Genomic DNA, 15,476 nt, shown 5'->3' on the forward strand with positions numbered 1-15,476 from the left:
ATGCGCGCCCCTTTCTCCCATTCTTCCGTCCCGACTCAGGTTGCCGATTCGCGGGATCAGACCTCGTAGCGGTGCTTGCTGCCGGTCACGAACTTGGGCGGACGACGCTTCCAGTAGCCTGCCAGCAGCGACCCCGAGACGTTGTGCCAGATGGAGAAGATCGCCCCCGGCAGGGCCGCCGTGGCGGAGAAGAACTGACTGGCCAGTGACGCCGCCAGGCCGGAATTCTGCATGCCGACCTCGATGGCGATGGTGCGCGAAGTGCGTTCATCCAGCCCGAACAGACGCGACAGGCCATAACCCGCGCTCAGGCCGATGGCATTGTGTGCCACGACTGCCAGCGCGACCAGCGGGCCCAGCGTGGCGAGGCGTCCGACGTTGAGCGAGACCACGATGGCGATGATCAGAACGATGGCCAGCATGGCCAGACTCGCCAATGCCGACTCCCACTCGCGGATCAGATCACGCGCGAAGTGGTGCACGACCACGCCGAGCACGATGGGGGCGACCACCAGCTTGGCGATGCTCAGCAGCATGCCGCTGACCGGCACGTTGATATCGGTGCCCAGCAGCCACCAGGTCAGCAGCGGCGTCATCACGATGGAGAGCAGCGTCGAGGCCATGGTCATCGAGACCGATAGCGCCACGTGTCCGCCGGCCAGCCAGGTCATCACGTTGGAGGAGGTTCCCCCTGCCGTGGCACCGACCAGCACCATGCCCACCGTCAGCGCCGGATCCAGCCCCAGCAGACGCGCGATCAGGAAGGCGGCCAGCGGCATCACGCTATATTGCAGCAGCAACCCAAGCGCGATCGGGCCGGGGCGACGTGCCACGCGTATGAAGTCGTCACGCGACAGGGTCAGGCCCATGGCGAACATGATCAGCGCCAGCAGAGGCTGAATGGTGTCCTTGAGCGCCACGAACGGCGTCGGAGCCACCACGGCGATGCCGGCAAAGACCAGCGCCCACAAGGGGAAGAAACGATTCAGCGTCTCGAACATGCTTTTCACTTTTCGGTCGCCCGGGGCATCGATTTCCCGGAAATTGCTGGCCCGCCTCCCATGGCAGGCCTGAAGGCGCGCATCATAACGTATCAGGCAGCCCCAGGTGGCCCTGATACAACCAATGGCGCACAAGGCGCGGTACCGCCTGACCGGCACTTTCGGCCAGCGGCAGCACGCCGGGCTCGGCCAGTTCATCGGCATTCGGGTCGACCAGCACGATGGGGGCATCCAGCGGCGCTGCTGCATAGAGGTTGGACGCCGGCATGACCTTGAGCGAGGTGCCGACGATCAACAGCAGGTCCGCCTCGGCGGCGATCTCCTCGGCGACCGCATAGAGCGGCACCGCCTCACCGAACCACACCACGTCCGGGCGCAGCTGACTGCCCTTGTCACACAGGTCACCGAGGCGAATGCCGCCACGCGGCAAGGGGTAGCGCAGGCCGTGGTCGACGCTGGAGCGCGCCTTGAGAATCTCGCCATGCAGATGCACGACCTCGCGCGAGCCTGCTCGCTCGTGGAGGTCGTCGATGTTCTGGGTGATGACCGAGACGCGAAAGCCGTGCTGCTCCAGCTCAGCCAACGCCTTGTGGGCCGCGTTGGGCCTGGCGCGGCGAACCTGGGTGCGGCGGTCATCGTAGAAGCGCAGCACCTGCTGGGGGTCGCGCCGGAAGGCCTGCGGCGTCGCGATGTCTTCCAGACGATGCTCTTCCCACAGTCCATCCTCGGCGCGGAAGGTGCGCAGGCCGCTCTCAGCACTGATGCCGGCGCCACTCAACACGACCAGATGGCGTCCGTGACGTGCACCGGGGTCCTTGAAGCCTTCACTCATCTAGCACTCTCTCTGGCGTTGGACAGGATCGAACAGCGGGCATGGCGATCACACTCAGTCATCGATGAAATCCTGACTGCGATCGACACCGAAGCGCCGCTTGTTGCGATAGGGATAGACATCGATCACGCGCCCTTGCGCGATGGCGTCCTGCAGGCCACGCCACCAGCTGGCCTGGAAGATCTCGGGATGCAGCTCATAGAACAGCTTGCGCAGCTGAATATCGGCAAACAGGAAGGGGCCGAACTCCTCGGGGAAGATGTCGTTGGGCCCCACCGAATACCAGGGCTCGCTGGCCAGTTCCTGCTCAGGGTAACGTGCCTCGGGAATCTCACGGAAGTTGCACTCGGTCAGGTAGCTGATCTCGTCGTAGTCATAGAAGACCACCCGCCCGTGGCGCGTGACGCCGAAGTTCTTGAGCAACATGTCGCCGGGGAAGATATCAGCGGCAGCCAACTGCTTGATCGCATTGCCATAATCATTGAGCACCGCGCGGGTTTCCTCGGCGTCACACTCCTCGAGATACAGGTTGAGCGGCGTCATCATGCGCTCGGTATAGCAGTGACGGATCAGCACCTTGTTGCCGCGCAGGCTGATCGAGGAGCTGCACACCTCCAGCAGCTCTTCGAGGCAGGCCGGGTCGAAGTGGTCCTTGCCGACGGTGAAGTTCGAGAATTCCTGCGTATCGGCCAGTCGCCCGACCCGATCATGGCGTTTGACCAGACGGTACTTCTCGCGCACCTGATCACGACTCATGTCCTTGCCGGGGGCGAAGCGGTCCTTGATCAGCTTGAACACCAGCCGGTAACTGGGCAGCACGAAGACCGCCATCACCATGCCGCGCACGCCTGGCGCGATGATGAACTGATCGGAGCGACTCGCCACATGCTGGTTGAGGCCGCGGAACAGCTCGGTCTTGCCATGCTTGTAGAAGCCGATGGCAGCGTACAGCTCGCCGATGGGCTTCTCGGGCATCAGGGTCTGCAGGAACCCGACCACCTCGCTGGGCACTTCGATCTCGACCTGAAAATAGGCCCGCGTGAAAGAGAAGATGATCGAGACCTCTTCCGGCTCGATGATCACGGTATCCAGATAGACGCCATCGCGCTCGGTATGCAGCACCGGCAACACCAGCGGCAGGGTCTGGCCGCCGCCCTCGATGCGCCCGACCAGATAGGCCCCCTTGTTGCGATAGAAGACGCTGCGCAGCATCTCGAAGGCGGCGTCCGGCGCATCGCGCACCGCCTCAGGCAGCGTCGCGAGCAACATCTCGGCGCCCAGCGTCACATCGCGCCCCTGGTGCTCGAAGGCGATCCCCAGCGGCGCCTCGTTGAGCACGGATTCGAGTGCCCCGGCCCAGTCACCCTCGACCGGCACCCGATGACTGATGCTCAAGCCGGAATGGCGTGCCGGCCCCTGGCGGGATGGCGAGACGAACATCCAGTCATCGCGGATGTGACGATGGGAAAACACGCTGCAGAAGATGGAGTTGTAGAAGGTCTCGGCCAGCTTGTAGTCGAGGCGTTGATCGATCAGCGCCATGTACTGCCGCTTGGCCTCGCCCCACAGGGTGCACTCGCACAGGCGGTCGGGCTCGAAGGCGCGCTCCAGCCGCTCCATGGTGGCGGCGACCTTCTCGTCGTAGAGGTTGATACGCGCGGCGGAGGCCTGCTGGGCCTCACGCCAGTCGGCCTCGATGAAGCGTCGCCGCGCATCACTGGAGATCTGCTTGAAGCGTGATCGATATTCATCGAAGCCATGCAACACGGTCGCCGCCAGTCGCTGGCCCTGCTGGCCATTGCCGCGCTCGTCACTGTCCACATCATTGCCCATCGCCGCCTCCCTGCCCTTCAATCACCTGACATGACCAAAGCATGCGGACTGTCGCGCCAGCAAGCGAGACGACAATGGTCGCGGGCCTTCAACCCTGGCTCACGCTAGGTGCGCCAACCATCAAAGCCGAGAGTGAGGGAGACCGCCTGAAACGCAGAACGCCACCCCGCAAGCGAGGTGGCGTTCATGATGTCTGACGACGGCCAGGTACGTGTGGCTTACAGCTCATGCCCCAGCGAGGCCGCCGAGTCGGCCAGCGGCTTGACGCGGCGCTCGGCCTCGAACAGGTCATCGGCCATGCCGGCCTGCTCGGAACTCATGTCCAGCGCATCGATGCGCGAGGCCTGGAAGCGGTCACGCTGCTCATCCAGGCCGGCGAAATCGAACAGGTCGCGGTCCGCCAGGTGTGACGGCGCCACCGAGGTGACGGCATGAAACATGGTTTCCAGCCGCCCCGGATGCTTCTTCTCCCAGTCCTGCAGCATCTCCTTGACCACCTGACGCTGCAGATTCTCCTGCGAGCCGCACAGGTTGCAGGGAATGATCGGAAACTCGCGGGCGTTGGAATAGGCCTCGATATCGGACTCACGGCAATAGGCCAGCGGACGAATCACGATATGGCGCTGGTCATCGGAGAGCAGCTTGGGCGGCATCGTCTTGAGCTTGCCACCGAAGAACATGTTCAGGAACAGCGTCTCGAGGATGTCATCGCGGTGGTGGCCGAGGGCGATCTTGGTCGCGCCGATCTCGGCGGCGAAGCCATACAGCGAGCCGCGACGCAGGCGCGAGCACAGCCCGCAGGTCGTCTTGCCCTCCGGCACCTTCTCCTTGACGATGGAATAGGTGTCGCGCTCGAGGATGTGGTACTCGACGCCCACCGACTCGAGCCATGCCGGCAGCACATGTTCCGGGAAGCCGGGCTGCTTCTGATCGAGATTCACTGCCACCAGCGTGAACTGCACCGGCGCATTGCGCTGCAGGTTCATCAGGATATCCAGCATGGTGTAGGAATCCTTGCCCCCGGACAGGCACACCATCACCTTGTCACCATCACGGATCATGCCGTAATCGGTGATGGCGGTACCGACATTGCGCCGCAGGCGCTTCTGCAACTTGTTCAGTTCGCGCTTGGCAGTGGCCGCATCAGTGGGGCTGGACGAAAGCTCGCTATCGGGTGTGAACATGGGGCATCAGGCTGGCAGTTTGGAAGGGCGCACAGTCTAGCATTGGCCAGTAGACGGTCACAGAGGCAGCGCGCTTCAGGCGGGGGTGCCTGCCCCTATCGGGCCAGGTGGCGTGACGCCGACGCAAGATACGCCAACGCCCGCAGTCAGCGGGCGTTGGCGTGTGGCATGCACCGTGGGGAACAGCGGCGCTTGCAGGACGTCCGTGCAAGCTAAAAAAGGCGCAGGCTAGAAAAGGCGCAGGCTAGAACAGGCGCAGCACTTCCAGATAGCGGATCACCACCCCGCCCAGCATCACGAGGATACCGAAGCGTTGCAGTCTGAATTCAAGCGCAGTGAGCGCAAGCTTGCGAGACCAGAACATCAGCACACCGCGCATGTCCTGAGTCCGGCGAATATAGAGGCCGTAGGCAAACAGCACGATGGCCAGGCCAAGAATCAACAGCGTATTGGTCGCGATCAGCATGTCGCACCTCGTGGGCAAGTACCCCTGAGTCATAAGGAAGGCAATCGCGGGCGGATGCCTTATCTGAAGCCGGGCCCCGAGCAGATGCCCGGGGCCCGACAGTCATCACCTGGCGCAGTGATGACGATCCTGAAGAGAAAGATGCCGTCCTCAGGCCTGACAGAGGCTGGCTGACAGCAGGTCCGTATCACGCGTGGCCTTTGCTCGCTGTCGCCGCTTCATTATGGTTATCAAAGCTGCTCGGTCTTGCATCCTGCATGGCTTGGCCGTCCTGCTGGCCGGTAGTGCACTGGCGTGTAATCAGAGTCGACCTCTCACCGCAGTGGGCGTGTCGTATGGCAGCCAGTGTGGACAAAGGCAGTGAGCCGGGCCATTGGACATTCCGGCAACAGACCTTGGAATAATAGCCTTGAGGATGATGTCGGCGGATGAGACGTCTGATACCGGGCCTGACACTCATCCATCCCCTGCCCAGCCCCTGCCCAGCCCCTGCCCAGCCCCTGCCATAAGCCTCGCTCAGGCCTGACTGGCCAGCGAGGGCGACAGCGGTGCCTGCATCAAGCGCTGCGCCATCAGCGCACTGGTCACGGCGTCCCCCAGCGCGCTGTGGCGACCGATCACCGGCACGCCCAGGGCATCTGCCATCGCCTCGAAGCGCAGGTCCGGGGCGGCGTCCGGCTGCTCATGCTTGCAGCGCCGGACGTAATCGCGCGCCAGATCATGACGCTGGTTGGGCAGATCAAAGCCGAAGCGTGGCCGCAGGTGACGGTTGATCACCGCGACATCGAAGTCGATGCACCAGCCCACCAGCGGACGATTGCCGATGAACTCCAGCAGCTGTCGCAGCGCATCGCCCAGCGCTTCTCCGCCATGCAGATCGATACCGCGCAGACGATGGATGCGGATCGAGTCGCCCTGCAGCCCTTGCGGGCATTGCAGATAGAGCGACAGCGCGCTGGAGGTATGGATATGGCGCGCATCGAAACGCACCGCCGCCAGCGAGACCAGCTCGGCGTGGCCGACATCGAGACTGGTGGTCTCGCAGTCCAGCGCCACACGCTCCCCGCCCCGCTCGGCGGCATGCCAGGGACGAAAGAGCTCGGCAAACTCGCCCTGCGCATGACGACGACGATCACTGGCGCGTCTCAGTTGTTCGAACATGCCACCTCCCCTCGGCCCTGAGGCCGGTTCAGTATTCCAGGTGATAACGATGTGACAGGCGCTGCTTGAAGTCCTTGACCCGACTCAGGGCATCGCGCAAAAGATCACGCTCCAACGAGGACAGCGACTGGGTGATGATCAGGTTGCGACTCCCCGCCTCACGCGCCGCCGTGGTCTTGTCCTGGCCATCCCTTCGCGAGTCGCCAGCCCCGCCAGCCCCCGCGCTGTGTTCATCCTCTTCCAGATGGCGCAGCTGCTGGCGCAGACGCAACTCGGCAAACAGCGACAGTGCCTCGGCAAGGTCGGCGCTGTCGCTGGCCTCGATACGCCCATCACTGACCAGCGCCTCAAGCCGCGCGAAGGTGCCGGTGGCCATCACTCCGCGTTCCAGCGCCATGGTGCGAACGCCATGCACGATGGGGAAGATGCCGCCCTTCTTGATATCGATGCCGTGTCGCGGCGAGCGCAAGGAGCCGAACAGCGTCAGCGGGGTCGAGAAATGCAGCGCCGGGCGCGCGAAATGCGACAGCAGCAGCTCATCGCGCGTGGCGTGACGCACCAGGTGGCCGCGCAAGCTGTCGACCAGCGCTTCATTGCCGCCGCTGGCGCGCGCATCGAAGACGATGGCCAGATTCATCAGCGCCTCGCCATCGCGCCCGGCGCACCAGCGTGCGATCTTGCCGCGCCAGCGCGACTCGGTGGCGACCCACTCCGGATTGGAGACCATGATGTTGCCCGGGCATGGTGGATAGCCGAGACCCGCCAGGGCGTCACTGAAGCGCTGCAGGGTGTCCTCGTTTTCGGGCCACTGGTGGCCATCGGCGATGATCAGCCCATTGTCCTGATCGGTCTTGAGGATCTGTTCGCCGCGCCCTTCGCTGCCCATCAGCATCAGGCAACTCGAGGCTCGGTGTTCCTCCGCCACCAGCATGGCGAAGGTGCGCTCGATCAGGCGCCCGTTGAGCGCACTCAACAGCGCCATCGCATGGCGCATGTGGACTCCCTGCATCGCCAGCGCCCTGACCATTTCCGGCAGACGCGCACTGGCCTGCTCAAGCGCCGCCATGTCAGAGGCGCGCTCGATCTCGAGACTCACCAGCTGACTGCGATTGGAGAAGAACCCCAGCACGTCGGTCAGCTCGATGACCCCGACGACCGCCGCGTCCGGCGTCAGGCGCTCCTTGACCACGACCCGCGCGACCCGGTGGCGGGTCATCTGCACCAGCGCCTGGAACAGATATTCCTCCGCCGTGACCGCCACCAGCGCAAAGCTGCCCAGCGAGGCGAGCGGATGATTGGCAGCCAAGCCCTGGATCACCAGCGCATTGAGCAGGTCCGTGCGTGTCACCACACCCTGACGCCCCTCGACAGAGATGATCAGACTGTCCGCCCCCGCCGTCTGCATGGCCTTGACGCCCTGCTCGATACTGGCGCTGGCCGCCAGCTTGAGCGGCGGACGCATGCAGTCCATCACCCGCGCCAGCATGAAGCCCGCCTGGTCGCGACTCGCGCCCTGACGGGTGTCACGCTGCGCCGCCAGCAGCCGCGCCTTGTCACTCAGGCTGTGCTGGAAGTACTCACCGAAGGCAGGACACTCGTCGCACAGCGAGAAGAACAGCTCTGCGGTCAGCTGGTAGCACAGCGTCTCCTGCTCGCAGACGAAGCGGGTGCGGCAATGGCCATTGAGCAGCGTCAGCGCCCCGAACAGGTCCCCCGCGGTGTAATGACCGATGCGCAGACTGACCCAGGCATCCAGTCCCTCGCGCTGCGCCTTGTCGAGCGTGGCGGCGTCCGGCAGTGCCGAATCGGCGGCCAGTTCCGCCACCTCGCCCTTGTGAATGATGTAGACCGCCTCACCGACGGCCCCCGGCACCAGCGGCTGCGCCAGCGCCTCGAAATAGTGAAGGTCCACCCCTTCGGCCAGCCGTTGCCGAAGACGCTCATCCAGCAGACTGAACGGCGGCTCCTCGAACGCGATATCCACCAGTGACGCTTGCATGACAGCGACTCCCCTCTGCGCGTGCACCGCTGATCGATGCACGAGCCCTCAAACCACGAGGCCCCGCCTGCAGGTGCAAGACGGGGCTTCGGGAAACGGGGGCCTGTTCGCACCGATGCTGCGTGCTGCGCGAACAGGCCCTGCTGCCTGAATCAGTGATCCACTGCTGTTCCGGCCCCGCGCGGAACACGAATGTCCTCGACGATATGCTGGATGTGCTCGGGCGGCGGCGGGGTCATCTTGCAGACGATGACCGCGACGACGAAGTTGAGCACCATGCCCAGCGAGCCGATCCCCTCCGGCGACACACCCAGCAACCAGTTCTCGGCGCTGTTGAGTTCCGGCGAAATGAACTTGAAGTAGACGATGTAGCTGAAGGTGAAGACCAGGCCGACCAGCATGCCCGCGATGGCACCTTCCTTGTTCATGCGCTTGGAGAAGATCCCCAGCAGGATGACCGGGAAGAAGCTTGATGCCGCAAGCCCGAAGGCAAAGGCCACCACCTGCGCCACGAAGCCTGGCGGATTGATGCCGAAGTAACCGGCGATCACGATGGCCACGGCCGCCGCCATGCGTGCCGCCATCAGCTCCTGCTTCTCGCTGATGTCTGGCTTGAAGGTCTTCTTGAGCAGGTCATGCGAGATGGCCGACGAGATGACCAGCAACAGACCGGCCGCCGTCGAGAGCGCTGCCGCCACCCCACCCGCCGCCACCAATGCGATGACCCATGCCGGCAGGTTGCCGATCTCCGGGTTGGCCAGCACGATGATGTCGCGGTCGATGTAGACCTCGCTCTCGTTGTCGGTGGGCGTGTTGCTCACCAGGCGCTGACCGTACTCACCGCGGGCTGCCTGGCTGTCGGCGCTGCCTTCGTAGCTCGGCTTGCCCGCGAAGGGATCACCGCCACGCATCTGGATGATGCCGTCGCCATTCTTGTCGACCCAGCCGATCAGCCCGGTGTTCTCCCAGTTGTAGAACCAGCCCGGCAGCTCCTCATAGGCCGTCTCGTTGACGGTCTCGACCAGATTCACCCGCGCGAAGGCACCCACGGCCGGCGCAGTGGTGTAGAGCAGTGCGATGAAGAACAGCGCCCAACCGGCGGAGATACGTGCATCCTTGACCGTCGGCACCGTGAAGAAGCGCACGATGACGTGGGGCAGGCCCGCGGTACCGCACATCAGCGCGGCGGTGATGAAGAAGACATCGATGGTGGACTTGGAACCCTCGGTGTACTCGCGGAAGCCGAGATCGGTCACCACCTGATCGAGCTTGTGCAGCAGATAGACGCCGGTGTCATTGCCCTGGGCATCGACCAGGGTGCCGCCGAAACCGGTCTGCGGCAGCACGTGGCCCGTCATCATGATCGACAGGAACACCGCCGGCACTAGGAAGGCGAAGATCAGCACGCAGTACTGGGCCACCTGGGTATAGGTGATGCCCTTCATGCCGCCGAGTACCGCATAGAAGAAGACGATCGCCATGCCGATCACCACGCCGACGTTCACGTCCACCTCAAGGAAGCGCGCGAAGACGATGCCGGTACCGCGCATCTGGCCGGCGACATAGGTGAAGGAAATGAAGATGACGCAGACCACCGCCACGGTGCGCGCGACGCTGGAGTAGTAACGGTCACCGACGAAGTCCGGCACCGTGAACTTGCCGAACTTGCGCAGGTACGGTGCCAGCAGCATGGCCAGCAGGACGTAGCCGCCGGTCCAGCCCATCAGGTAGACGGAGGCGTCATAGCCGACATAGGCGATGATGCCCGCCATCGAGATGAACGAGGCCGCCGACATCCAATCAGCGGCGGTCGCTGCCCCGTTGGCAATGGGGTGAACGCCACCCCCGGCGACATAGAATTCCTTGGTGGAACCGGCTCGCGACCACACCGCGATCCCGATATAGAGCGCAAATGACGCGCCCACGAACAGATAGGTCAGCAGTTGAACATCCATTGGCAGTGTCCTTGGCGATGTCGATCATATTGTTCTTATTCACACAACGGCGCGTCACGACGAGCGGCCTGTGCCCGGCGTGTCACTGACTCATTGCTCGTGAACATCGAAGCGCTCATCGAGCTTGTTCATCGAACGGGCATACAGAATGATCAGCGCGAGGAAGAAGTAGATCGCTCCCTGTTGCGCAAACCAGAAGCCCAGCTTGAAACCGAAGAACTGGATGTTGTTCAGCACGTCCACCAGCAATATCCCGCATCCATAGGACACCACGAACCAGACCACGAGATAGCCCATGATCAGTTTGATATTGGCGGACCAATACGCCTTGGCATTCGCTTCCTTCATGATGGTGTTCTCGCATTGTTATTGTGATTGGCGAAGTGGAGTGATTGGCGATCCAGAGATCGATGATCACCCATCAGCGGATGATCCTTTCTCGGCGGTTGATGGGTATTTCCTGCGCCTTTCAAGGCATGACAGGAAACTTGGCGACTCGAATCTGACAGTAGACAAGGCCCTGCAACGCTGCAGGCTGACTTTAGTCGAGAATGTCAGCCACCCCTGATGGAGCAAAGTTGAGAACGATGCAATTCCTTTTAAATCAACAAGTTGATTCATATCCTAAAGATGCAATCCCTTGGTCTATTGGCCAAATGGGCGAAGAATGATCGGCGAAAGCTTCGGCGTATTGCGCGCATGACATTGGCCGATGCCGGAAAAAAGGCCCGTTGTGCAGACGCCATTTCCGGCTTCTTGACGCCAATCATCGAGGCGTCTGCGTGGCAATGGATGACACAGCCTCTTCCCCACGACTCTCAAGACGCCGAGTCTGTCATGCACAGTGCTTGGGACTCGTGGCGGGGCTGCGTAGAATGGCGCTTCCAGAGAGGAGAGCGACATGTTCCAGGGTTGGTGGCTGATCGCAGTGGCACTCGCATATATCGCGGTGCTGTTCACGATTGCATGGCGGGGGGATCGCAACGCCAAGAAACACGGGTCGCCGAATCAGCGCCCAGCGGTCTACAGTCTGGGGCTTGCGGTCTACTGCACCAGCTGGACCTTCTACGGTAGCGTCGGGCAGGCCGCGACCAGCGGCTGGAGTTATCTGAGCATCTTCATCGGGCCGATTCTGGCCTGTCTGCTGTTCTGGCCGATCCTGCTCAAGATGATTCGGGTCGCCAAGCGCCAGAATATCACCTCGATTGCCGACTTCATCGCCTCGCGCTACGGCAAGACACAGTCGCTGGCGGTGTTCGCCTCGCTGGTGGCCCTGGTCGGCACCCTGCCCTACATCGCCCTGCAGCTGAAGGCCGTCTCGAGTGCCTATCAGGTACTCACCGACACCAGCGATGTCACGCGAACCGCCTGGCTGGGCGATACCGCCTTCTATGTCGCGGCGATCATGGCGCTGTTCGCCATCCTGTTCGGCACCCGCCACACCGACGCCACCGAGCACCATGTCGGTCTGTTGCAGGCGATCGCCTTCGAATCGCTGGTCAAGCTGGTCGCCTTCCTGACCCTGGGCGTCTATGTCACCTGGGGCATGTTCAATGGCCTGGGCGATCTGTTCACCAAGGCCGATACCTATCTGGAGCTGCAACAGCAGCTGGAGACCCAGACCTTCGGCACCGGCTTCTGGGCCCAGACGCTGCTGGCGATGCTGGCGATCTTCTGCCTGCCGCGTCAGTTCCACGTCGCGGTGGTCGAGAACACCCACCACGATGACGCCCGGCGTGCGCGCTGGATGTTCCCGATCTACCTGGTCGCCATCTCCTTCTTCGTGCTGCCGATCGCCGCCGCCGGCCTGACCATGTTCCCCGATGGTTCCGTGTCACCGGACAGCTTCGTGCTGGCACTGCCGATGGCGGCGGACCAGACCTGGCTGACCCTGCTGACCTTCATCGGCGGCTTCTCCGCCGCCACCGGCATGGTGATCGTCGCCGCCGTCGCGGTCTCGATCATGATCTCCAACGAGATCGTGATTCCGTTGCTGTTCCGCCTGCGCTGGTTCGATACCGAGGCGCGCGACTACAGCCATATCGTGCTGCTGGCGCGTCGTCTGACCATCGTGATGATCCTGGCGCTGGCCTACGGCTTCTATCTGCTGATCGCCGAATACAGCACCCTCTCGGCCATCGGCCTGCTGTCGTTTGCCGCCGTCGCCCAGTTCGCGCCCTCGCTGATGGGTGGCCTCTACTGGAAGCGCGGCAACCGCCTCGGCGTCATCGTCGGCCTGAATGTCGGCTTCGCGGTCTGGGCCTGGACCCTGCTCGTGCCGGCACTGGCACAGGCGGGCCTGATGCCGACCGAGATCGTCAATCATGGCCCGCTGGGCATCGACTGGCTGTCGCCGCATGGCCTGTTCGGCTTCCGCTTCAATGACCCGCTGACCCACGGCGTGATGCTGTCGCTCGGCCTGAACCTGTTCTGCTACATCTTCGTCTCGCAGATGACGCCGCAGCGCGTGGTCGAGCGCATCCAGGCCTCGCTGTTCGTCGACAGTGTCGAGACCCGCCAGACCAGCGTCTCGCGCCCCTGGACCGGCTCCACCTCCGTCTCGGACCTGCGCGTCCTGTGCGAACGCTTCCTCAGCCACGAGCAGGTCGAGCGCGCCTTCGAGGACTACGCGCGCCGCAGTGGCCAGCCGCTGGAGCTGCATGCACGCGCCTCCATCGACCTGATCCAGTTCACCGAACGCTTCCTGGCCTCGGTACTCGGCGCCTCCTCGGCACGCATCGTCGTCAACTCGGCGCTGCAGGGTCGCGGCATCGGCATCTCGGATGTCATCTCCATCGTCGATGAAGCCTCGCAGGTGCTCGAATTCAACCGCGCCCTGCTGCAGGCGACCATCGAGAACATCCACCAGGGCATCAGCGTGGTCGACCAGCACATGCGCCTGGTGGTGTGGAACCAGCGCTACCTGGACATGTTCCGCTTCCCTGACAACCTGATCCGGGTCGGCGCGCCCATCGATCGCATCTTCCGCTACAACGCCCACAACGGCGAATACGGCCCGGGCGACCCCGAAGAGCACGTCGACCAGCTGCTGGATGCCATCCGCAACGGCGAGCCGCACCGCTACGTGCGCTATCGCCAGGATGACAGCGTGATGGAGATCCAGGGCAACCCGATGCCCGGTGGCGGCTTCGTCTACACCTATCAGGACATCACCCAGCAGAAGCGCACCGAAGAAGCGTTGATCCGCTCGGAAAACAACATCCGCATCTACACCGACAACGTGCCGGCGCTGATCGCCTACTTCGACAAGGAGTGTCGCTACCTCTTCACCAACCGTGCCTATGAAGCGGTGATGGGCATCGACCGTACCGCCGTGATCGGCGAGCCCGCCGAAGAGGCGATGCCGGAAGACATCTATCGCCAACGCGCGCCTTGGATGACGCGCGCGCTGTCCGGTGAGCGCGTCTCCTTCGAGATCTCGCTGGAAGCCCCGGAAGGCGGCGTGCGCTACATGCTGGTCACCTATACGCCGCACTTCAGCACCAAGGGCAACATCCTCGGCTTCTTCGCGCTCTATCAGGACATCACCGAGCGACGCCTGGCGGAGATCGCCCTCAAGGAGACCAACGAGAACCTGGAGGAGCGCGTGCGCGTGCGTACCCAGGAGCTGTCACAGGTCAACGAGGCCCTGCGCACCGAGAACCGCGTGCGCGCCGAGGCCGAGCAGGCACTGCGTCAGGCCAAGCAGCTGGCCGAGGATGCCAACGCCTCCAAGACACGCTTCCTGGCCGCGGCCAGCCACGACCTGCTGCAGCCACTGAATGCGGCGCGTCTGTTCACCTCCGCCCTCGCCCAGCAGGTCGAAGGCGAGATGAAGACCACCACCAATCACATCGACAACTCGCTGCAGGCCGCCGAGGAGCTGCTCAGCACCCTGCTCGACATCTCCAAGCTGGATGCCGGGGCACTGGCGCCACGCCGCAGCGTGTTCCGCCTCTCCGACATCCTCAAGCCGCTCAAGGCCGAGTTCGAGGTGATGGCGGAAGATCGCGGGCTGGACCTGAAAGTGGTGATGACGCAGCTGGCAGTGGATTCCGATGGCCAGATGCTCAGACGCATCGTGCAGAACTTCCTCTCCAACGCGGTGCGCTATACCCGCCAGGGACATGTGCTGCTGGGCTGCCGCCGTCTGGGCGATCGCATTCGCATCGAGGTCTGGGACACCGGCCCCGGCATTCCCGAGTCGAAGCTGACCGAGATCTTCCAGGAATTCCGGCGTCTCGATCAGACCGAGCGTCACAAGGAAAGCGAGAAGGGTCTCGGCCTGGGACTGTCGATCGCCGAACGCATGAGCCGAGTGCTCGACCACCCGATCACGGTGCGCAGCTGGGTCGGCATCGGCACCGTCTTCGCCGTCAGCGTGCCGATCAGCAAGGAGCTGCCAGCGGCCGAGCTGCCGGATGCCGTGCCGGCTCGCAAGCGCGCCGGCAACAAGCTGACCGGCACTCGCGTCCTGTGCATCGACAACGAGAGCCTGATTCTCGAGGGCATGAAGGCGATGCTGTCCGGCTGGGGTTGCGAGGTGTTCACGGCGACCTCGATCGGCGGCGCCAAGTCGGTGATCCGCAACCTGGATGGTGACCCGGATGCCATCCTCGCCGACTACCACCTCGACAACGAGGTGACTGGCCTGATGGCGCTGGATGCACTGGATGAGCGTCTGGCGGGCTCGGTGCCGGGCATCGTGATCACCGCCGACCGCACCGATGAGGTCGCCGAGGAAGTGCGCCGTGCGGGCTATCACCTGCTGCTCAAGCCGGTGCGCCCCGCCGCGCTGCGTGCGCTGCTGACGCGCACCCTGCAGGCCAACCGCGCCGAGAAGCACACCAGTGGCGCGAGTGATGCCCCCGACGCCGCGACGGATGACCCAGCCCCCTGATCAGGCGGGCTGACCTGTCGCTCTTTCGTCCTTTAGCTCTTCACCCTCTAGCTCTTTAGCCCTCTAGCTCTTTCATCCATGACGCAAAAAGCCCGCCCTGTCAGCGACAGGGCGGGCTTTTTGTGGCTTGAGGGCAAGACTCTCG

Annotated in this window: 10 protein-coding genes; 1 reads left to right on the top strand and 9 read right to left on the bottom strand. The window is 63.5% G+C overall.

Features of this window, described 5'->3' with window-relative positions; genetic code table 11:
- Positions 1-56 precede the first annotated feature (56 nt).
- From H2O77_RS15020 to H2O77_RS15060, 9 genes are all read right to left on the bottom strand, one after another.
- Positions 57-1,001: a bile acid:sodium symporter family protein gene (locus H2O77_RS15020; RefSeq protein ID WP_043333793.1), complete on the bottom strand. Its 945-nt coding sequence runs from the start codon at positions 999-1,001 to the stop codon at positions 57-59.
- 82 nt (positions 1,002-1,083) lie between these two features.
- Positions 1,084-1,833, bottom strand: a complete 750-nt coding sequence (locus tag H2O77_RS15025; RefSeq protein ID WP_052384572.1) for a Sir2 family NAD-dependent protein deacetylase — start codon at positions 1,831-1,833, stop codon at positions 1,084-1,086.
- A gap of 54 nt (positions 1,834-1,887) precedes the next feature.
- Positions 1,888-3,666, bottom strand: coding sequence for a bifunctional isocitrate dehydrogenase kinase/phosphatase (gene aceK, locus H2O77_RS15030; RefSeq protein WP_052384571.1), 1,779 nt, complete (start codon positions 3,664-3,666; stop codon positions 1,888-1,890).
- A gap of 218 nt (positions 3,667-3,884) precedes the next feature.
- On the bottom strand, positions 3,885-4,850 hold the full coding sequence (gene ttcA / locus H2O77_RS15035) for a tRNA 2-thiocytidine(32) synthetase TtcA (RefSeq protein ID WP_082388814.1): 966 nt from the start codon (positions 4,848-4,850) through the stop codon (positions 3,885-3,887).
- A gap of 244 nt (positions 4,851-5,094) precedes the next feature.
- Positions 5,095-5,316, bottom strand: a complete 222-nt coding sequence (locus H2O77_RS15040; RefSeq protein WP_043333792.1) for a hypothetical protein — start codon at positions 5,314-5,316, stop codon at positions 5,095-5,097.
- 516 nt (positions 5,317-5,832) lie between these two features.
- On the bottom strand, positions 5,833-6,477 hold the full coding sequence (locus H2O77_RS15045) for a 3'-5' exonuclease (RefSeq protein WP_215823455.1): 645 nt from the start codon (positions 6,475-6,477) through the stop codon (positions 5,833-5,835).
- Positions 6,478-6,505: 28 nt separating this feature from the next.
- On the bottom strand, positions 6,506-8,476 hold the full coding sequence (locus tag H2O77_RS15050; protein ID WP_240548632.1) for a DUF294 nucleotidyltransferase-like domain-containing protein: 1,971 nt from the start codon (positions 8,474-8,476) through the stop codon (positions 6,506-6,508).
- 152 nt (positions 8,477-8,628) lie between these two features.
- The gene (locus H2O77_RS15055) at positions 8,629-10,431 is read right to left on the bottom strand and encodes a sodium:solute symporter family protein (RefSeq protein WP_054556853.1); all 1,803 of its coding nucleotides are present in this window, start codon (positions 10,429-10,431) and stop codon (positions 8,629-8,631) included.
- Positions 10,432-10,521: 90 nt separating this feature from the next.
- Complete coding sequence (locus H2O77_RS15060) at positions 10,522-10,779, bottom strand: DUF4212 domain-containing protein (protein ID WP_043333789.1); 258 nt, start codon at positions 10,777-10,779, stop codon at positions 10,522-10,524.
- A 553-nt stretch (positions 10,780-11,332) separates the two neighbouring features.
- Here H2O77_RS15060 and H2O77_RS15065 point away from each other — a divergent pair.
- Positions 11,333-15,331, top strand: a complete 3,999-nt coding sequence (locus H2O77_RS15065; RefSeq protein WP_215823456.1) for a NahK/ErcS family hybrid sensor histidine kinase/response regulator — start codon at positions 11,333-11,335, stop codon at positions 15,329-15,331.
- Positions 15,332-15,476: the final 145 nt, after the last annotated feature.

Origin of the sequence: Cobetia sp. 4B, assembly GCF_018831605.1 — a bacterium.
Classification (GTDB): domain Bacteria; phylum Pseudomonadota; class Gammaproteobacteria; order Pseudomonadales; family Halomonadaceae; genus Cobetia; species Cobetia amphilecti.